Annotated in this window: 17 protein-coding genes and 1 riboswitch; of the genes, 16 read left to right on the forward strand and 1 reads right to left on the reverse strand. The window is 35.6% G+C overall.

Features of this window, described 5'->3' with window-relative positions; translation table 11 throughout:
• The first annotated feature begins 13 nt into the window (after window positions 1-13).
• From cysD to H600_RS0109425, 14 genes are all read left to right on the forward strand, one after another.
• Window positions 14-913 carry a sulfate adenylyltransferase subunit CysD gene (gene cysD, locus H600_RS0109360; protein WP_008466601.1) on the forward strand — a complete coding sequence of 300 codons (900 nt, stop codon included), beginning with the start codon at window positions 14-16 and terminating at the stop codon, window positions 911-913.
• Window positions 914-1,032: 119 nt separating this feature from the next.
• The gene (locus tag H600_RS0109365; RefSeq protein WP_026728542.1) at window positions 1,033-2,277 is read left to right on the forward strand and encodes a sulfate adenylyltransferase subunit 1; all 1,245 of its coding nucleotides are present in this window, start codon (window positions 1,033-1,035) and stop codon (window positions 2,275-2,277) included.
• A gap of 82 nt (window positions 2,278-2,359) precedes the next feature.
• Window positions 2,360-4,450 (forward strand): HEPN domain-containing protein, encoded by a 2,091-nt coding sequence (locus tag H600_RS0109370; RefSeq protein ID WP_026728543.1) that lies wholly within the window; start codon window positions 2,360-2,362, stop codon window positions 4,448-4,450.
• Window positions 4,443-5,216: a uroporphyrinogen-III C-methyltransferase gene (cobA, locus tag H600_RS0109375; RefSeq protein ID WP_026728544.1), complete on the forward strand. Its 774-nt coding sequence runs from the start codon at window positions 4,443-4,445 to the stop codon at window positions 5,214-5,216. Before H600_RS0109370 ends, cobA begins: the two co-directional genes overlap by 8 nt.
• A 227-nt stretch (window positions 5,217-5,443) precedes the next feature.
• Window positions 5,444-6,028 (forward strand): precorrin-2 dehydrogenase/sirohydrochlorin ferrochelatase family protein, encoded by a 585-nt coding sequence (locus tag H600_RS0109380; RefSeq protein ID WP_026728545.1) that lies wholly within the window; start codon window positions 5,444-5,446, stop codon window positions 6,026-6,028.
• A 187-nt stretch (window positions 6,029-6,215) separates the two neighbouring features.
• Window positions 6,216-7,268: an NAD(P)/FAD-dependent oxidoreductase gene (locus H600_RS0109385; RefSeq protein ID WP_026728546.1), complete on the forward strand. Its 1,053-nt coding sequence runs from the start codon at window positions 6,216-6,218 to the stop codon at window positions 7,266-7,268.
• A 472-nt stretch (window positions 7,269-7,740) separates the two neighbouring features.
• A riboswitch (SAM riboswitch) is annotated at window positions 7,741-7,857 on the forward strand.
• Between the two features lie 348 nt (window positions 7,858-8,205).
• Window positions 8,206-9,210 carry a homocysteine S-methyltransferase family protein gene (locus H600_RS0109390; protein ID WP_026728547.1) on the forward strand — a complete coding sequence of 335 codons (1,005 nt, stop codon included), beginning with the start codon at window positions 8,206-8,208 and terminating at the stop codon, window positions 9,208-9,210.
• 29 nt (window positions 9,211-9,239) lie between these two features.
• Complete coding sequence (locus H600_RS0109395) at window positions 9,240-10,241, forward strand: PDDEXK nuclease domain-containing protein (protein WP_026728548.1); 1,002 nt, start codon at window positions 9,240-9,242, stop codon at window positions 10,239-10,241.
• Window positions 10,242-10,506: 265 nt separating this feature from the next.
• Window positions 10,507-13,182 carry a methionine synthase gene (gene metH / locus H600_RS21990; RefSeq protein ID WP_084157371.1) on the forward strand — a complete coding sequence of 892 codons (2,676 nt, stop codon included), beginning with the start codon at window positions 10,507-10,509 and terminating at the stop codon, window positions 13,180-13,182.
• Window positions 13,183-13,336: 154 nt separating this feature from the next.
• Complete coding sequence (locus H600_RS0109405) at window positions 13,337-13,693, forward strand: four helix bundle protein (RefSeq protein ID WP_026728549.1); 357 nt, start codon at window positions 13,337-13,339, stop codon at window positions 13,691-13,693.
• A gap of 69 nt (window positions 13,694-13,762) precedes the next feature.
• Entirely contained in the window at window positions 13,763-14,719 is a 957-nt protein-coding gene (gene metF / locus H600_RS0109410; RefSeq protein WP_026728550.1) for a methylenetetrahydrofolate reductase [NAD(P)H], read from the forward strand.
• A 232-nt stretch (window positions 14,720-14,951) separates the two neighbouring features.
• A complete protein-coding gene (locus H600_RS0109415) occupies window positions 14,952-15,605 on the forward strand; it encodes a class I SAM-dependent methyltransferase (RefSeq protein WP_026728551.1) in 654 nt (217 codons plus the stop codon).
• A gap of 155 nt (window positions 15,606-15,760) precedes the next feature.
• The gene (locus H600_RS0109420; protein WP_026728552.1) at window positions 15,761-16,984 is read left to right on the forward strand and encodes a dicarboxylate/amino acid:cation symporter; all 1,224 of its coding nucleotides are present in this window, start codon (window positions 15,761-15,763) and stop codon (window positions 16,982-16,984) included.
• A gap of 97 nt (window positions 16,985-17,081) precedes the next feature.
• A complete protein-coding gene (locus H600_RS0109425; protein ID WP_026728553.1) occupies window positions 17,082-18,491 on the forward strand; it encodes a pyridoxal phosphate-dependent decarboxylase family protein in 1,410 nt (469 codons plus the stop codon).
• 324 nt (window positions 18,492-18,815) lie between these two features.
• On the opposite strand, the gene gldA is transcribed toward H600_RS0109425, so the two are convergent.
• Window positions 18,816-19,712, reverse strand: coding sequence for a gliding motility-associated ABC transporter ATP-binding subunit GldA (gene gldA / locus H600_RS0109430; protein WP_026728554.1), 897 nt, complete (start codon window positions 19,710-19,712; stop codon window positions 18,816-18,818).
• A gap of 149 nt (window positions 19,713-19,861) precedes the next feature.
• Between gldA and H600_RS0109440 the strand changes: the two genes are divergently transcribed.
• Both H600_RS0109440 and H600_RS0109445 read left to right on the forward strand, forming a co-directional pair.
• Complete coding sequence (locus H600_RS0109440) at window positions 19,862-20,443, forward strand: outer membrane beta-barrel protein (protein WP_026728555.1); 582 nt, start codon at window positions 19,862-19,864, stop codon at window positions 20,441-20,443.
• 164 nt (window positions 20,444-20,607) lie between these two features.
• Window positions 20,608-21,195 carry an outer membrane beta-barrel protein gene (locus H600_RS0109445; protein ID WP_026728556.1) on the forward strand — a complete coding sequence of 196 codons (588 nt, stop codon included), beginning with the start codon at window positions 20,608-20,610 and terminating at the stop codon, window positions 21,193-21,195.
• The last annotated feature ends 8 nt before the right edge of the window (window positions 21,196-21,203 follow it).

Below are 21,203 nucleotides of genomic sequence, written 5' to 3' on the forward strand. Positions count from 1 at the left end.
AAACAAAAAAACAATGAGTTCAGTATTAAAAACAAACGCTTTAGAGAGTGAAGCGATATACATTTTCAGAGAAGTAATTTCACAGTTTGACAAACCGGTTTTGCTTTTCTCAGGAGGAAAAGATTCTATTACATTGGTGCGTTTAGCGCAAAAAGCATTTTTTCCTGCTAAGATTCCGTTTCCTCTTTTGCACGTTGATACAGGACACAATTTCCCTGAAACAATCGCTTTCAGAGATAAATTGGTAGAAGAATTAGGTTTAGAGTTGATCGTTCGTAATGTTCAGGATGCTATAGATGAAGGAAAAGTAGTTGAAGAAACTGGGAAATATTCTAGTAGAAACAGTTTACAAACAACAACACTTTTAGATGCAATTGAAGAATTTAAGTTTGATGCTTGTATTGGTGGTGCGCGTCGTGACGAAGAAAAAGCAAGAGCAAAAGAACGTATTTTCTCTGTTCGTGATGATTTCGGACAATGGGACGAAAAAAATCAAAGACCTGAGTTGTTTGATATCTTGAATGGAAAAATTGAAAATGGACAAAACGTTCGTGTTTTCCCAATTTCAAACTGGACAGAATTAGATGTTTGGAGTTATATCGAGAAAGAAAAAATCGAGATTCCGTCAATCTATTTCTCACATAAAAGAAAAGTTTTTTTGAGAGACGGTTTAATCTGGTCGCATTCTCCTTTTGTGTACCAAGAAGAAGACGAACAAATCGAAGAAAGAATTGTTCGCTTCAGAACCGTTGGAGATATGAGCTGTACAGCAGCTGTTGAATCTTACGCAGCAACAATCGAAGAAGTTGTTGGCGAAATCAGATCATCAACCATTTCTGAAAGAGGAGCCAGAATCGATGATAAACGTTCTGAAGCTGCAATGGAAAAAAGAAAACAACAAGGATACTTTTAATTCAATTAAAAATCGAGAATTAAAAATTAAAAGTTAGAATCAAGAAAACAAAAACATACAGATTTAAGTTTCGAGAAAACATGAAACCTGAAACTTTAAACCTGAAACAATATATTAAGATGGACGTTTTAAAAATAGCAACAGCAGGAAGTGTAGATGACGGAAAAAGTACTTTGATCGGGAGATTATTGTATGATACAAAATCATTGACAACTGATAAAATAGAAGCAATCGAAAAAAGCAGTAAACAAAAAGGTTACGATTACCTTGATTTTTCTTTGGCAACTGACGGTTTAGTAGCAGAAAGAGAACAAGGAATCACGATTGACGTTGCGCATATTTATTTTTCGACTGCAAAGAAAAGTTACATTATTGCCGATACTCCAGGTCACGTAGAATATACAAGAAACATGGTTACAGGAGCTTCGACTTCTCAGGTTTCGATCATTTTGATTGATGCCAGAAAAGGAGTTATAGAGCAGACGTATCGTCACTTTTTTATCAATAATTTATTGCGAGTAAAAGAAGTAATTGTTGCTATTAACAAAATGGATTTGGTTGATTACTCAGAAGAAGTTTTCAATAAAATCAAAGCTGATTTTGAGGCTTTAAATGCAAAAAGCACATTCAAAGAACAAAATGTAAGTTACATTCCGTTAAGTGCAATCAATGGCGGAAACGTTGTGGATAAATCGGAAAATATGCCTTGGTATGATGGACAAACAGTTTTAGAACATCTAGAAGGATTGCATTCTCACGATGTTTACGAAGCAGGAAAAGCACGTTTCCCAGTTCAGACGGTTATTCGTCCAAAAACTGAAGAATACCACGATTTTAGAGGATATGCTGGAAAATTATACGGAAACTCAATCAAAGTTGGAGATGCTGTAACAGTTCTTCCTTCTTTAACAGAATCAACAGTTACTAAAATTCACTTTTTCGATAAAACATTTGACGAAGCTACAGCGGGTTCTTCAATCACAATCGAATTAGAAAATGATATCAATGTAACAAGAGGCGATATGATTGTAAAATCTAGCGAGCTTCCAAAAATTGAAAAAGACATTACCACAACAGTTTGCTGGATGGACAGTAAAAAATTGGTTGCAGGAACTAAATATTTGGTGCAACACAATACCAACAGAGTTTTAGCAAAAGTAGAAAGCATCAAAAATACAATTGCAACAGATTACTCTGGAACGACAGAAGCTTCACAATTGGCCATCAACGAAATTGGAGAAGTTACGATCAAATTAAGCAAACCGTTATATTTTGACTCATACAACGAAAACAAATCAAACGGAGCTTTCATCTTAATTGATACAGCAACAAACACAACAGCAGGAGTAGGCTTTATAAGATAGTTGATGGTTTTTAGTTGATAGTTGATGGTTTTTAGAACCAACAACCAACAACCAGCAACCAACAACCAAAAACTAAAGAGAAATGGAAAGTTTTAGAACAGAAATAGAAAATCCGGTAGTTCAGAAGGAGATTATCGAATTAGAAAAAAAGATTCACTTATTCCGTGGAGGAAAAATTGATGATGAGCGTTTTCGTAGTCTTCGTTTAGCGCGTGGAATCTACGGTCAGCGTCAGGAAGGTGTGCAGATGATTCGTATCAAACTGCCATATGGTAAAGTAACCAGCGAGCAATTAGTGCGTATCACACAAGTTTCAGACAAATATTCTACGGGACGTTTGCATATTACAACGCGTCAGGATATTCAGATTCACTATGTGAGTTTAGACCGAACTCCTGAACTTTGGGCAGATTTGGCTAAAGACGATATCACGCTTCGTGAAGCATGTGGAAACACAGTAAGAAATATTACAGGAAGCGAATTAGCTGGAGTTGACGTAAACGAACCATTTGATGTTTCGCCTTATGCACACGGACTTTTTCAATACTTATTAAGAAACCCGATTTGTCAGGAAATGGGACGTAAATTCAAAATTTCGTTCTCTTCTTCAGACGAGGATACGGCTTTGAGTTATTTACACGATTTAGGATTTATTCCGAAAATTAAAGACGGACAAAAAGGTTTCAAAATCATGTTCGGAGGAGGTTTAGGATCTCAGCCAGCACATGCCGAATTACTTTCGGAGTTTATTCCGGTAAACGAAATCATTCCAACAGCAGAAGGAATCATCCGTATTTTCGATAGATACGGAGAACGTGCAAAAAGAATGAAAGCGCGTATGAAATTCTTAATCAAAGAAATGGGAAGAGATGTTTTCCTGGATTTGGTTGAACAAGAGAAAAAAGCCATCGCTTTTGAAACATACGAAATAGATACAACAGCTTTTGATGGTCCAATTCCAGAACCATTATTAGAAGTTCCGCAGGTTACAATCGAAGATACAGAAGCGTATGAAGCGTGGAAAAAATCGAATGTAATCAAACAGAAACAAGACGGTTATTATGCTATTGGAATCAAAGTTTTATTAGGTGATTTTTATACTGATAAAGCCAGATTATTAGCCGATTTAATTAAAAATTACGGAGCAAATGAATTACGTTTTTCATTGCGTCAAAATATTGTAATACGTCACATAAAAGAAGAGAATTTACCTTTCTTTTATCAAGAATTAGCGAAGTTGGATTTTGTTCAGCTAGGATATAATTCAGTTGGAGATATTACGGCATGTCCGGGTACTGATACTTGTAATTTGGGGATTGCAAGTAGTACCGGTATTGCAGAAGAATTAGAAAGAGTTTTAACGGCAGAATATCCTCAGTATTTAAACAACCGCGAAATCGAAATTAAAATTTCAGGTTGTATGAATGCCTGCGGACAACATAATATGTCTGCAATTGGATTCCAGGGAATGTCTATCAACTCAGGAAAATTGGTTGCTCCGGCTTTACAAGTTTTATTAGGCGGAGGAAGATTAGGAAATGGAGCAGGACGTTTTGCTGATAAAGTAATCAAAGTGCCTAGTCGTAGAGGTCCTGATGCGTTGCGTACCATTTTAAATGATTTTGATGCTAACGGTAGCGGACAAAAATTCCTTGATTATTATGATACAAAAGGAGAAAAGTATTTCTACGAAATCTTAAAACCGTATGCTGATGTTACGAATTTAACAGAAGCTGATTTTGTGGATTGGGGTAATGCAGACAATTATGTAAAAGCAGTTGGAGTTGGAGAATGTGCCGGAGTTGTGATCGATTTAGTAGCAACATTATTGTTTGAAGCTAAAGAGAAATTAATCTTGGCTCAGGAATCTTTCGATGAGAAAAAATGGTCAGATGCAATTTATCATGCTTATGCAGGATTTGTAAATGGAGCAAAAGCGTTGTTATTGTCAGAAAACCAAAAAACAAATCATCACGCAGGAATTGTAGACTTGTTTGATACTGTTTTTATCGAAAACAACAAAATCGAATTAAACTCAACTTTTAAAGACTTGGTTTACCAAATCAATAAAAATGAACCATCAGAAGCTTTCGCTAAAGATTACATTGCTCAGGCAGTTGTTTTCTTTGACAAAATCGAAACTTTTAGAGCTCAGGAATTAGAAAATGCTTAATATAAAACCCAAAATAACTTTAGTCGGTGCAGGTCCGGGCGATCCCGATTTACTTACGCTCAAAGCTGTAAAAGCATTGGCTGAAGCTAATGTGGTTTTATATGACGCTTTGGCCAATGAAGAAATTCTGGATTACGCACCTAAAAATGCTATTAGAATTTTTGTTGGAAAAAGAATCGGAAATCATGCTTACACGCAGGATCAAATCAATCAATTGATTGTGGATAATGCATTGACATACGGAAACGTGGTAAGATTAAAAGGCGGAGATCCATTCATTTTTGGAAGAGGCGGAGAAGAAATTGATTTTGCAGAAAGTTTCGGAATTGAAACAATCGTGGTTCCTGGAATTTCATCAGTAGTTGCGGTTCCTGCAAGCCAAGGAATTTCAATTACAAAAAGAGGTGTTTCAGAAAGCTTTTGGGTCATTACAGGAACAACGTCTGACAGAAAATTATCTTCGGATATTGCCTTATCAGCGAAATCATCAGCAACCGTTGTGATTTTGATGGGAATGCACAAATTGCCTCAAATCATCGATTTGTTTCAAAAAGAAGATAAAGGAAATTTACCCGTTGCCATCATCCAAAACGGAACAACAACAGAAGAAAAAGTAGGCGTTGGAACAGTAGATTCGATTTTAGAAGTTGTAAAACAAAAAGAATTGGGTTCACCAGCAATAATTGTTTTAGGCGAAGTTGTAAGAGAAAGCAATAAGCTAAAAGGATTTTACGAAGAATTTCTATCAAAAGAAATTGCAAGATAATAAAACATAGCCTTGGGTTTCAACCCAAGGGAGAAGGAACTATTCATATTGTAGCGTCGAGTTTTAACTCGATGTACGCATGGTAATAACGTCGGATTTTAATCTGGGAAATAAAACGAAAGATTGGAATACATAGCCCGAGGTTTCAACCTTCGGGAACGCATGGATATTTAATTCAATACGCATCAAAAAATCATCTAATTTTGTTTAGATGAAATTAAATTAAAATGGAACAAAACGAATTATATCCCATATTCCTAAAACTTCACAATTTGAACGTTTTAATTGTGGGCGGAGGAAATGTAGGTCTGGAAAAGCTTTCTTTCTTGCTAAAATCAAGTCCGAATGCTAATGTTGAGGTAGTGGCGCCTGATTTTCATTTAGAAATTAAGGTTTTAGCAGAAAAACATCCTTCAGTTAAATTGACGGAAAAAAAGTTTAAAAAGAAAATGCTCAAAAAGCGCCACATGGTAATCGCTTGCACAGACAAGTTGGAAGTCAATAAAAAGGTTTACGATTTAGCGAGAAAACGCTATTTGATTTGCAATATCGCCGATACGCCAGATTTATGTGATTATTATCTAGGCGGAATCGTAACAAAAGGAAATGTAAAAATAGCCATTTCAACAAACGGAAAATCGCCAACGACAGCAAAGAGATTACGTGAGTTTTTCGAAGAAGTAATTCCGGAAGATATCAATCAGATGGTTGAGAACCTAAACGAATACAGAAAGACCTTAAAAGGTAATTTTGAAGAAAAGGTTAAAAGAATGAACGAGATAACCGATTCATTGAAAAATAAGGAATTGTAAGAGTTCCGGAGGAATGTTTCATATTGTAGCGTCGGGTTTTAACCCGATGGACGAACGAGATAACCTCTTCATTAAAAAATAAAGAGTAAAAAGGTTTCGGGAAGAAATTAATGATAAAAATCATAGAAAATACAAGGATTTATTCGTTTCTTTGCGTTATTAAGAATGATTATAAACAACAACCATAATGATTAAAACAGATATACTTATAATTGGAGCAGGCCCAACAGGTTTATTTGCCGTATTTGAGGCAGGATTGTTAAAATTAAAATGCCACATTTTAGATGCTTTGCCTCAGCCAGGAGGACAGCTTTCAGAATTATATCCTAAAAAGCCTATTTATGATATCCCAGGTTTTCCAGAAGTATTGGCCGGAGATTTAGTTGACGGTTTAATGGAGCAAATCAAACAATTTGAGCCAGGATTTACATTAGGAGAACGTGCAGAAACAATCGACAAACAAGAGGACGGATCTTTCATTGTAACCTCAAATAAAGGAACTAAATTCCACGCGCCTGTTATTGCAATCGCTGGAGGTTTAGGAAGTTTCGAGCCTCGTAAACCACTTATCGAAGATATCGAGTTTTATGAAGATAAAGGAGTAAAATACTTCATCAAAAATCCTGAGAAATTCAGAGACAAAAGAGTTGTTATTGCAGGAGGAGGAGATTCAGCATTAGACTGGTCAATTTTCTTAGCAAACGTAGCTTCTGAAGTAACTTTAGTTCACCGCAGAAATGAATTTAGAGGAGCTTTAGATTCTGTTGAAAAAGTACAGGAATTAAAATCAGCTGGAAAAATCAAATTGATCACGCCAGCAGAAGTTATCGGGATCAACGGTGCTGAACACGTAGAATCATTAGATATCGAAGAAAACGGAGCACACCGTAAAATTGATTGCGATTATTTCATTCCGCTTTTCGGATTGACTCCAAAATTGGGTCCAATTGGAGACTGGGGATTAGAAATCGAGAAAAATGCCATTAAAGTAAATAATGCATTAGATTACCAAACAAACATTCCTGGAATCTTCGCTATTGGAGATATCAACACTTACCCAGGAAAATTAAAGTTAATCCTTTGTGGTTTCCACGAAGCAACTTTAATGTGCCAAGCTGCTTACTCAATCATCAATCCAGGTAAAAAATACGTATTGAAATATACAACAGTTTCTGGTGTAGACGGTTTCGACGGAACTCGTAAAGAAGCACCAAAAGCGGTTGTGAAGGCGATTGTCTAAGGTTCTAAGTTGCTAAGACACTAAGATTTTTATATACAAAGCTCAAACTTTTAGTTTGGGCTTTTTTTATTCATCACGCAGAATCCCAGAGGGATGACATATTTATAGAAAAGAAATTATTCATTTGCAAAAGAGCTCCAGCGGAGCGACATATCTCAAATGTGTCGCTCCGCTGGAGCTTTTATTTGCTTGGTTAATTGTTTCTATAAATATTATGCTCCTCCGAAGCTGAACAGTATAACAAAAAATGTATAAAACATAGCCAGTGGTTTCAACCACTGGAACACAACGAATAGACGCAACGGATAATCACAATACGTTTCCTGTGGTTGAAACCACGGGCTATATTTGAAAATCGAGGGATAAACTTTAAACTTAGAAACTCAGTATCTTAGAGTCTTAGCGTCTTTAAAAAAACATTTGCAAATCGAAACCCTATTTCATACCTTTGCACTGTTCTTAAAATTATTGTTCGTTATCACGAAAGGCGGAGGGATAGACCCGATGAAACCTTAGCAACCCTTTATCATAAAGAAGGTGCTAAATTCTACTTTATACGACATTTTCCAGTATTAAAGATAGATAACACAAATACATTACTCGTATTTCTCAAAACTTTTCTCGATAACATATAATATTTACTGAAACAGATGCTGTATCAGGAGCGAATCATTGGCGTATTTTTGCAGTCAGTAGTTCCCGCTGTACACAAATATCTTTTATTCTGAACCCCAGAATAAAAGGATATTTGCTTCCATCGGGGCTAATGAGCCAACAATAGTGCACTTTTGGAATTAATCTAAAAAAAATATCCGAAGCAAACCTAACAGGTTTTAAAAACCTGTTAGGTTTAAACTTCACAATCATAATAAAAAAAACTTAGCATCTTAGTCCCGATAGCTATCGGGATAGATCTTAGAAGCTAAAACAAAAGAATATGGCAATTACGATAAAAGAAGCAATAAAAAAAAATATCCTAATCCTTGACGGAGCAATGGGAACAATGTTGCAGCGCTATAATTTCTCAGAAGAAGATTTCAGAGGAGAGCGTTTCAAAGATTTCCCGCATCCGTTAAAAGGAAACAACGATTTACTATCCCTAACACAACCACAAGCGATCCGCGATGTACATGCCGCTTATTACGAAGCAGGCGCCGACATTGTAGAAACCAATACCTTCTCAGGGACGACAATCGGTATGGCCGATTATCACATGGAAGATTTGGTTTACGAGTTAAACTACGAATCGGCAAAAATCGCAAGACAAGTAGCCGATGAGTTTACCGCAAAAAATCCGGAAAAACCACGTTTCGTAGCCGGTTCAATTGGGCCGACAAACCGTACAGCAAGTATGTCGCCAGATGTAAACGATCCAGGTTACAGAGCCGTAACGTTTGACGATTTACGAATTGCGTACAAACAACAAGCTGAAGCTTTAATGGATGGAGGATGTGATTTACTTTTAGTAGAAACCATTTTCGATACGTTAAACGCAAAAGCTGCGCTTTTTGCGATTGAAGAAGTAAAAGAAGAACGCAATCTGGATATTCCAATCATGGTTTCAGGAACCATTACAGATGCTTCAGGAAGAACACTTTCTGGGCAAACTGTTGAAGCATTTTTGATTTCAGTTTCGCATATTCCGTTGTTAAGTGTAGGATTCAATTGCGCTCTTGGAGCCGATTTGTTGAAACCGTATTTAAAAACATTAGCGCACAATACAAGCTTTAATGTTTCGGCGCATCCAAACGCAGGATTACCAAATGCTTTCGGACAATACGATGAAACACCAGAACAAACTCAGGCTTTTATTAAAGAATATTTAGAAGATAATTTAATCAATATCATCGGCGGTTGTTGCGGTACAACTCCAGATCATATTCGATTAATGGCTGAGGTTGCAAAGGATTACAAGCCAAGAGTTGCTCCGGTTTTTGAATGATGATCTAATGAAAGTATTAATTGCTAATTATGAGTCTAGAGAAACAACCATATAGTGAACTTATTGATAAAATTGGCAGTTTGTTGCAACAAGGTAGACAACAAGCTGTACAATCAGTCAATACAATTTTGGTACAAACTTATTGGTATATAGGTCAACATATCGTAGAGTTCGAGCAAAAAGGAAGTCAAAAAGCAGAATACGGAAGTCAATTATTTGAAAGGCTTTCAAAGGATTTGGTACAAGCCTATGGTAAAGGGTTTAGTAGATCTAATCTTTTATACATGCGTAAGTTATATTTATCGTTTCCAATAAGTGAGACACTGTCTCACGTATTGACTTGGAGTCATTATTTTGAAATTTTGAAAGCTGACTCGGAATTAGAAATTAGTTTTTATACTAAACAATGTCAGCATGAGCGTTGGAGTGTGAGAGAATTAAAACGTCAAATGAAGAGTTCATTGTTTGAAAGATTAGCTTTGAGCAAAGACAAAGAAGGCGTTTTGAGATTGGCTAAAGAAGGACATATTGTTGAAAATGCAGAAGATTTAATTAAAGATCCTTTTGTATTGGACTTTTTAAATATTCCTGAACAACATCAATATTTAGAAAATGAACTGGAAGAAAAAATCATTTCCAATTTACAGCAATTCATTATGGAAATGGGAAAAGGATTCGCTTTTATAGGCAGACAATACCGAATGAGCATTGGGGGAAAACATTTTTATTTGGATTTGCTTTTTTATCATCGAATATTGAAATGTTTTGTTTTGGTAGATTTAAAAAGAGGCGAAATTGATCATCAGGATATTGGTCAAATGAATTTGTATCTGAATTATTTTAAAAAAGAAGAAGCAACAGAAGGAGATAATGAACCAATTGGTATTGTATTGGGAGCACACAAAAATCATATTTTGGTTGAATATGCTACTGATAGTATTACAAATAAGGTTTTATTGAGCAAATATCAATTGTATTTGCCAGATAAAAAAACGCTTCAGAATCAATTGGATAAATTGCTGGAAGAATAAAATAATAAAAATTCGGAAAAACGTAAATAGTCTTATAAAACCGAGTTTGCGTGAGGGATAGAAGTGAAAAGCCCACAGCCTGACGAAGGAAGAGCGAGGACTTGTAACGGATAGCCCGACCCGGAGGGGCACGCCCAAATTAAAATATTGAAAACGAATATACCTATAAGGTTTTTAAAACCTTGCAGGAAAGAAAATAGAATAAAAAACTTAGAATCTAAGTCCCGATAGCTATCGGGATAGAATCTCAGTAACTTTAAAAGAAATGACAGAAAAAAGAAGAGACCTTGTATTATCAGGATTAGAACCGTTGATTATTACGCCGGAAAGTGTTTTCGTGAATGTTGGAGAGCGTACGAATGTAACAGGTTCAAGAAAATTCTTAAGATTAATCAAGGAAGAGAAATATGACGAGGCGCTTGATATTGCAAGACAGCAGGTAGAAGGTGGAGCACAAATCATCGATATTAATATGGATGAAGGAATGCTTGACGGTGTAACTGCAATGACTAAATTTTTGAATTTAATTGCTGCAGAACCAGATATTTCGAGAGTGCCAATTATGATCGACAGCTCGAAATGGGAAATCATTGAAGCTGGTCTAAAAGTAGTACAAGGAAAAAGCGTTGTAAACTCGATTTCGTTAAAAGAGGGAGAAGAAGCTTTTATTCACCATGCCAAATTAATCAAACGTTACGGCGCGGCAGCGATTGTTATGGCTTTTGACGAAGTAGGTCAGGCGGATAATTACGATCGTCGTGTAGAAATCTGCCAGCGTTCGTATGATATTTTGGTAAACAAAGTAGGCTTTCCTCCGCAGGATATTATTTTCGATTTAAATATTTTCCCAGTTGCAACGGGAATGGAAGAGCATAGATTGAACGCATTGGATTTCTTTAGAGGAACAAAATGGGTTCGCGAAAACCTTCCGCATGCACATATCAGTGGTGGAGTGAGTAACGTTTCGTTCTCTTTTAGAGGAAATGATACGGTTCGTGAAGCGATGCACTCGGTGTTTTTATACCACGCCATAAAAAACGGAATGACGATGGGAATCGTTAATCCAGAGATGTTGACGATTTACGATGATATTCCGAAAGATTTATTAGAATACGTTGAAGACGTAATTTTAGACCGACGTGACGATGCAACCGAAAGACTTTTGGATTTTGCTGAAAGTGTAAAAGGCGAAGCAAAAAGCGATGAAAAAGCCGTTCAGGAATGGCGTTTTGGAACGGTTCAAGAACGTATTACGCATTCGTTAGTAAAAGGAATTGATGCTTTTATTGAAGAAGATGTTGAAGAGGCACGTTTGGCGGCAACAAAACCAATCGAAGTTATTGAGATCAACTTAATGGCAGGAATGAATGTGGTTGGAGATTTATTCGGAAGCGGAAAAATGTTCTTGCCGCAGGTAGTAAAATCGGCTCGTGTAATGAAAAAAGCGGTGGCTTATTTATTGCCATTTATCGAAGCCAGCAAACAAGCCGGTGATAAACAAGGAAACGGAAAAATCTTGATGGCAACTGTAAAAGGAGACGTTCACGATATTGGTAAAAACATCGTTTCGGTGGTTTTGGCTTGTAACAATTACGAGATTGTTGACTTAGGTGTAATGGTTCCTCCAGAGAAAATTATTGCAGCGGCAATCGAACATGAAGTAGACATTATCGGATTAAGCGGATTGATTACGCCTTCGCTTGACGAAATGGTTTATTTGGCCAAAGAATTAGACAAACAAGATATCAAGATCCCGATTATGATTGGTGGAGCAACCACTTCGCGTGCACATACGGCCGTGAAAATTGCGCCTCAATACAGAGAAACTGTAATTCACGTGAACGATGCTTCAAGAGCCGTTACTGTTGCAGGAAATCTGTTAGATCATAATAGAAAAATATATGCAGCAGATATTCGTGCAGAATATGATTCGTTTAGAGAAACATTCTTAAATCGTTCAAGAGATAAAAATTTCTTAACGATTGAAGATGCTCGTAAAAATAAATTACCATTGGATTGGAGCGAATATACTCCAGTTAAACCAAAAGTAATCGGTGCTCAAACCATCGAAGTAGAATTGGATGTTTTGGTTCCGTATATCGACTGGACGCCATTTTTCCAGACTTGGGAATTGTACGGAAAATATCCGACGATTTTAACAGATGAGGTTGTGGGCGAACAAGCAACTTCTGTTTTTAACGATGCTCAGGCGATGTTGAAAGTAATTCTGGAAGAGAAAAAACTAAAAGCCAAAGGTATTTACGGAATTTTCCCTGCAAATCAGGTTGATGACGACGATATCGAATTGCGTGATGAAAACGGAAAAGTTTTAGAAAAATTCTTAACGCTTCGTCAGCAGTCACAAAAAACAAAAGGTGCTCCAAATATCGCTTTAGCCGATTTTATTCTGCCAAAAGAAAGCGGAATAGAAGATTATATGGGAGCTTTTTGTGTAACCACAGGTTTTGGTGTTGATGAATGGGCAGCGGAATACGAAAAGAACTTAGACGATTACAATTCGATTATGGTAAAAGCGCTTGCCGATCGTTTTGCTGAGGCTTTCGCCGAATATCTTCACGAAAGAGTGCGTAAAGATTTCTGGGGTTATGATAGTGAAGAATCTTTAACCAACGAAGAATTGATTAAAGAAAATTATAAAGGAATTCGTCCTGCTCCGGGTTATCCGGCTTGTCCAGACCACTTGGAAAAACCAACAATTTGGAAGCTTTTGGATGTTGAAAAACAAATAGGGGTGAAACTAACAGAAAGCATGGCGATGTGGCCAGCTTCATCGGTTTCAGGATACTATTTTGGAAACCCAAAAAGCCGCTATTTCGGCCTCGGAAAAATAAAAGAAGATCAGGTTACAGATTATGCCAAACGCCGAAATGTACCACTTGATTACGCAATGAAATGGTTAAATCCTAATATAGCAGATTAGATTGGTTGATGGTTTTTGGTTGATAGTTGATGGATTGACTATAAGAACCAATAATTTTCACAGATTAGAATGGTTGATGGTTTTGGTTAATAATTGATTTAGGTAACTATCATAACTAACAACCATCAACCGACAACAAACAACTAAAACAAAAATGGAATACAGTAAATTGGATGTATGGCTGGAAGCAAGGAAGTTGGTGAATTTATTGTATGATTTTTCCAAATTGTTTCCAAAAGAAGAGTTATTTGGATTGACGAATCAAATGCGAAGAGCATCAATTTCAATACCTTCAAATATAGCAGAAGGTTGTGGAAGACAAACATCAAAAGAAACAATACATTTTCTTCATATTTCAAGAGGATCGCTATATGAATTGGAAACTCAATTTTATTTGGCTTTTGATCAAAAATATATCGAAGAAAATAATTTTAACATCGCACTTGCACAGATTGAAATGTGCAAGAAGTTATTAAACGGATTTATTAATTATTATAAAAAAATAATGTAGTTGAAGTTGTGATTGTAAAGTTCCACAAGAACCATCAACCATCAACCATCAACCATCAACCAAAAATAAATGAAAGTAACAGAACATATAGAAAACGCCAAAGGAAAAACATTATTCTCATTTGAAATTATTCCGCCTCAAAAGGGGAAAAGTATTCAGGAATTATATGATAATATTGATCCGTTGATGGAGTTTAAACCGCCGTTTATTGATGTGACGACTTCTCGTGAAGAGTATATTTACATTGACCGTGGTAACGGACTTTTGGATAAAAAATTAACTCGTATGCGTCCAGGAACGCTTGGAATTTGCGCTTCTATAAAACATAAATACAATGTCGATACCGTTCCGCATTTGCTTTGCGGTGGTTTTACCAAAGAAGAAACCGAATACATGTTGGTTGACTGTCATTATTTAGGAATCAACAATGTAATGGCGCTTCGTGGAGATGCTATGAAAGACGAACAATCTTTTGTACCTAAAGCTGGCGGTAACCATTATGCGATTGATTTGGTAAAACAAATCAACGATCTAAACTGTGGAAAATACCTTCACGAAGTTATGGATGCTGATAACAAGGCCGATTTCTGTATTGGAGTTGCGGGTTACCCGGAAAAACACTTAGAATCTCCTTCTTTACAATCAGATTTAAAACGATTAAAAGAAAAAGTGGATGCAGGAGCAGATTATGTGGTAACACAAATGTTTTTTGACAATTCGAAATATTTTGCTTTTGTAGAAAAAGCGAGAGAAATGGGAATCACAATTCCGATTATTCCTGGAATTAAGCCAATTGCGGTTCAAAGACACTTGCAAGTTTTACCACAGATTTTCAGAATCGATTTGCCAGAAGATTTAATCGATGCTGTAGATAAATGTAAAAATAATGCTGAAATCAAACAAGTCGGAATCGAATGGGCGATTCAGCAGTCATTAGAATTAAAAGCTGCGGGAGTTCCGTTTTTACACTATTATTCAATGGGTAAATCTGAGAATATTCGCCAGATTGCAAGTCAGGTTTTTTAGTTTTTTTACCATTTAGAATTAAGCTCATAAAGTTTGGCGCAATCTTCTTAATGCCTTAATGGTAAAAATGAATTAAGCTTGTTTCTGGAAGGCTAAGAATAAAAAGTTTTAGGAGCTAATTCCAGCTGTCCACTGTATCTTTTGTGGCGAACCCCGCCACAAAAGGATGCCGTTCCCATCTGGGCTAGGGCATCAGGAATTTTATTTTCAATTTTTCATTAATTTAGACATTATGAAACAAGAAGAATTACAAGCCATAGCCTCTCAGTTAAAACATCCATCGGGAGAAAAGGGAATCGAAATGGGAAATATGATGAACGAAACGAACATCAATATGACCAAACATTCGATTCAGAATCTCAATATTTCTAAAGAAAATACAATTCTGGAATTGGGTCACGGAAATGGGGGCCATGTTGAATTTCTTTTCGAACAAGCAGACAATCTAAAATATTACGGACTAGAAATGTCAGAACTGATGTTTCAGGAAGCACGCCAGATCAATCGAAATTTTGTTTCTCAAAAACAGGCTTTCTTTTCACTTTATGACGGAAACGCAGTTCCGTTTGAAGATGGATTATTCGATAAAATATTTACCGTAAATACGATTTATTTTTGGCAGAAGCCTGAAGAATTACTTTCAGAAATTTATAGGGTTTTAAAACCAAATGGAAACTTCTGTTTGACGTTTGCTCAAGAAGATTTCATGAAACAACTTCCGTTTACTCAATTTGAATTTGAGCTTTACAGCACCGAAAAAGCACAAAAACTAATTGAAAAAACAGCTTTTAAAATTGTTTACATTGAAAGTCAGACAGAACAAGTAAAAAGTAAAACGGGCGAACTTGCCGACAGGGTTTTTACTACGATTGTTTTGGAGAAATAGATTTTTTGCCACTCCCGATAGCTATCGGGATAAGAGATTAACACAGATTAAAAAATCTTTTCTAATCTTTTAATTTGTGGCAAAAAAATCTTCAAAATTTTTTGAGTACTTTCATTCTTTATATTAATCTATCTGAATTATAATCCGCTACAATTATGGAAGTAAAAAAAATCAATTTTTTGCAGAGTTACAGCAGTATTTTATGGCTTCTTGGCGGTATTATAATTGGGAGCATTTTTGGGTTAGTATTTGGAGAAGATGTTTTGATCATAAAACCGCTGGGAGATATTTTTCTGAATTTACTTTTCACAGCTATTATCCCACTGATTTTTTTCACGATTGGTTCGTCGATTGCTAATTTGGAACGAACAGAAAAATTAGGAAAACTATTTGTTATCATGATTTTGGTTTTTCTCGCTACCATTTTAATTTCGGCCATTGTGATGATTTTTGCCGTTTATCTTTTCCCAATTCATGAAGATATTGCAATTGCTAGAGTTCCGTTTGAAGAAGTAGCCTCAGGATCGGCTGGAGATCAAATTGCAAAACTGCTTACCGCTAATGATTTCTTCGAATTATTGTCCAGAAAAAGCATGTTGGCGTTGATTATTTTCTCTTTTTTAGTTGGTTTTGCAACATTACAATCGGGAGAAAAAGGAAAAGCTTTCAAGAGTTTTTTAGATTCAGGAAACGAAGTCATGAAACAGCTTTTGAATATCATAATGAAATCTGCACCAATAGGTCTAGGAGCTTATTTTGCTTATCAAGTTGGAGTTTTTGGACCACAATTATTGGGAGTTTATGCAAAACCAATGGCGGTTTATTATGGAGCTTGTGTATTCTATTTCTTCGTATTTTTCAGTTTATATGCCCTTGTCTCTGGAGGGAAAAGAGCTTTTAAAATTTTCTGGAGTAACAACATAACTCCATCTTTAACTGCAGTAGGAACCTGCAGCAGTATTGCTACTATTCCAGCCAATCTGGACGCAGCAGAAAAAATGGGAATTCCAGCACATGTTAGAAACTTAGTGATTCCGCTTGGAGCGCCTTTGCACAAAGACGGTTCGAGTATGTCGTCTATCTTAAAAATAACTTTTTTATTCGCCATGTTTGGGAAAGATTTTACAGATCCGATGACGATTCTTTTAGCACTCGGAATTACAGTCGTAGTTTCGATTGTTGAAGGCGGAATTCCAAATGGCGGCTATATTGGTGAAATCTTAGCCATTACCGTTTATGGTTTTCCGATGGAACAAGCACTTCCAGTCGCCATGATTTTAGGAACTCTGGTTGATCCGATTGCCACTTTATTAAATGCAAACGGCGATGTAATTTGTTCTATGATGGTTTCTAGGTTCTCTGAAAAAACAAAATGGTAGCTTAAATATGTAGTCAAAAGTCATAAAGTCGAAGGTTGTAAAGTCTTAAGCTTTTGACTTTGTGACTTTTAACTTTATGACTTTAAAACTCTATACTATGAATTCAATACTACAACATGATTTAAACGATTTCGAAAATATCTTAGAAAAAGCAAAACAACAGGGGATTAATTTTCTAAATAACCTCAATAATGTTCCTACCTCAAATAAAAATACAATTGATCTTGTAAATAATCTTAACGAATTTGGCTTAGGTTCGATTGAGGCTTTAAAGGAATTTAATGAGCGTTTGGCTCCTTTAATGGTTTCTTCTCCTGGACCGCGTTATTTAGGCTTTGTTACCGGTGGTTCAACGCCAGCATCTATTGTTGGTGACTGGCTTGCTTCGGTTTACGATCAAAATACGCAGGCAGTAAAAGCACAAGGAGGCGTATCGGCATTAATTGAATTTGAGACAATCAATTTATTGCTGCAATTGTTAGAATTGCCAGATTCATTTCTTGGCGGATTTGTAACAGGTGCAACCATGTCCAATTTCACTTCTTTAGGTGTTGCCAGACAATGGTTTGGAAAACAACTAGGAAAAGATTTTGCTAAAAACGGAATCTCTGAAACCATCAATATTCTTACTGCAACACCACATTCTTCTTCTATTAAGTGTCTGTCAATGCTCGGAATTGGAAGTCAAAATTATACCACGGTAAAAACAATCGAGGGCAATCGTGAAGCAATTGATCTTCATGATTTAGAAGAAAATATTCAAAAATTAAGTAGCAAACCATTTATCTTGATTTCAAGCGCGGGAACTGTTAATACAGCCGATTTTGATGATTTCGATGCCATTTCGAAATTACGTGATAAATATAATTTCTGGTGGCATATCGATGCCGCTTTTGGTGGTTTTGCAGCTGTTTCAGAAAAATTCAAACATTTGGTTGAAGGTTGGGAAGGTGCAGATAGTATTACAATTGATTGTCATAAATGGCTGAATGTGCCGTATGAAAGTGCTTTTTATTTGATCAAAAAAGAACATGGAAATCTGCAGATTGAAACATTTCAAAATTCGAACGCGCCTTATTTAGGAAATCCGTTGGAGAATTTTAATTATTTGAATGTGCTTCCCGAAAATTCTCGTCGTTTGAGGGCGCTTCCTGCTTGGTTTGCCTTGCGTGCTTATGGAAAAGAAGGATTTAAAGATATTGTGGAGAACAGTACTTCGTTGGCATTGCATTTTGGAAACGCCTTGATTGCCACAGAAAGTTTTGAATTATTGGCTCCCATTAGGCTTAATAATGTTTGTTTTACTTTAAAAGGAAGTCATAATCAAGAGAAAGTAGGTGAGTTTTTGAACATCGTCAATGATAAAGGAAAGGTCTTTATGACACCGACTGTTTATAAAGGCAGAAAAGGAATTAGAGCGTCATTTGTGAATTGGCGTACTAACGAGGAAGATATCAAGATCATTATGGAAGAGCTAAAAACATCTATTCTTGATTTAGAAATATAATAGTTTCAAAAAAAAATAAAAAGAGCCTGCTAACTACAAACAGGCTCTTTACTAACACAAAAAAAAACAAAAAACAAGAATCGAAAGGTTGATTAAATCATGAAATTACGATAATTCTATATGCAAATATAATATTATTTATATCAAGTCTAAATAAAAATAGTTAAAAAGAAGCAATAAAATTTTAATCGTTTGATAACGAGTTAATAAGCTGTTGCTAAAAAACAGAAAAGTTGAAAAAGATTTTTTCGAACTTTGTTAAAGAAGAAAAGCCGGTTTGTTTTGTGAAAAAACAAACCGACTTTATATGTTGTGGAAAAAATATTATTTGGTGATTTCTCTGAAAACAGCTTCCAGATTTTTGTTTTTCTGATTTAGCTGCAATGTTTTTAAACCATTTTCATTAGCAAAATCAAATATTGCGGGGCGCATGTCTTTCTCCGTTACAAAAGTCAGTTCCCATGTCATGTCATGCGTATTTACGTACGAAGTGATGTTTTCTAGTTTTGCCAAAAGCTGTTGTTCAACTTGGTAATCAAACTCAACTTCAATTACTTGCTCTTTATCTGTCGAAACTAAATGATCTAATTTGTTGTCGGCAACTATTTGTCCTTTGTCAATAATTATGACACGATCGCAAATCGCTTCAACTTCCTGCATGATGTGTGTTGATAAAAAAACAGTTTTATCTTTCCCAACATTTTTGATTACATTTCGAATTTCCATTAATTGATTCGGATCCAGACCTGTAGTTGGTTCGTCCAAAATTAAGACATCAGGATTATGCAATAAAGCATTTGCAAGTCCCACACGCTGGCGGTATCCTTTTGACAATTGGCTTATCTTTTTATGACTTTCCGGTGTCAGTCCTGTCAGTTGAATAACTTCTTCAATTCTTGATTTTGAAACTTTATAAACATCAGCATTAAAAGCCAAATATTCACGAACATACAAATCCAAATACAACGGATTGTGTTCCGGTAAATATCCAATTGAGCGTTGTACCTCTTTTGCGTTTGTCATGACATCGTGGCTATTTACAAGGGCTGAACCGCTATCGGCAAGTAAATAAGTGGTCAAAATTTTCATCAACGTAGATTTTCCGGCTCCGTTTGGGCCAAGAAATCCCACGATTTCTCCTTTCTCAATTTTAAAAGAAATTTCATTTAAAGCTTTTTGCTCTCCGTAACTTTTTGAAATACTGTTTACTTCTATCGACATGGACTTTTTATTTACTGCAAAAGTAACGAGAAATAGTTTCGATTGCTACAATTTGTCTTTTAAAGTATTTATAAAAAAAATCGTAAGCCCCGCAATTCACGGCATTGTTGTTGTTAAAGGAAACATAAATTTTAAAATAAACCCAAATCATGAAAAAAATTTTAGTGATGGCTGCATTAGCTATCTGCAGTTTTGCAAACGCTCAAAAAGGAACAATCTTAGTTGGTGGTAACATTGGTTACACTTCTGAAAAATCAGAATTCCAATTTAGCGAAGCAAAAGCAAGCACATTTAGCTTTTCTCCAAAAGTAGGTTACCAATTTAATGATAACTGGACAGTAGGAGGAGAGTTTACCGCAAGTTCAGCTACTACTGACAACGGAACTATTGAAGAAAAAGACAATAACTTCAGATTAGGAGCATTTGTGCGTTATTCTGTACCATTGAGCCAAACTTTTTCTGTTTTTGCAGACATGGGTGCAGGTTTCCAAAACTTAAAAAACAAAACCTACGGTCCTGGAAATGGCTTTTCAAAAGACAAAGCTGATGGAATGTATGTTGGAATTACTCCAGCTCTTTTCATCAACATGAAAAAAGGTTTCGGATTAAACTTCAGCATTGGTGGTTTAGGATACGAAACGTTAAGTTTTGACAACAATGGAGCTGATTACAGTAACTTTTACTTCAACTTTGGTCAAACATTTAATATTGGAGTTTCTAAAAACTTCTAGTCTTAAGTTTTATATTCAATTTCAGAAAGCATCCGTCTTGGCGGATGCTTTTTTTTTTAAGGTTTATAATGTGTTGCAAATGTGTCTTTTTTAAGAAATCCACAAAACAATTTTACGGCATATTTCTTGTTAAATTGATTGATTGAATTTAACAAATAACATTTATGAAAAAAATTCTAGTTATAGTTGCATTAGCTATGGTTAGCTTTGCCAATGCCCAAAAAGGGACATTTTTAGTAATGGGAAGTATTGAATATAATTCTCAGAATGGATCAGGACAAGGTTCAGAAACTAAATCCAGATCTTTTATCTTTTCGCCAAAAGTAGGATACCAATTTCATGAAAATTGGACAGCGGGTATTGAAGGGGGAATTGGAACCTCAAAAACTGAATTGACTACTACTGAATATTCTAAATCGAAATCTGATTTTTTTTCGTTAGGAGGGTTTTTGCGTTATTCTAAGCCTTTAAATCAAACTTTTTCTGCTTATGTAGATTTAGGGACGGGGTTTACAAATCAGAAAAACACAAGTATTAATGGGGTCAATTCTTCTGATAATAAAGCAAATGGGTTTTATGTTGGCCTTACTCCCGCAATTTTCATTAATGTTGATAAAGGATTTGGTTTGAACTTTAACATTGGCGGTTTAAGGTATAATAATTATGATTATGAAGACGGTATAAATGTTGTTAAAAGTTTTAATTTTAATTTTGGAAAAGCATTTTCTGTAGGTGTTTCAAAGAATTTTTAATTCTAATT

This window comes from Flavobacterium denitrificans DSM 15936 (assembly GCF_000425445.1).
In the GTDB taxonomy this organism is placed as follows: Bacteria; Bacteroidota; Bacteroidia; order Flavobacteriales; family Flavobacteriaceae; genus Flavobacterium; species Flavobacterium denitrificans.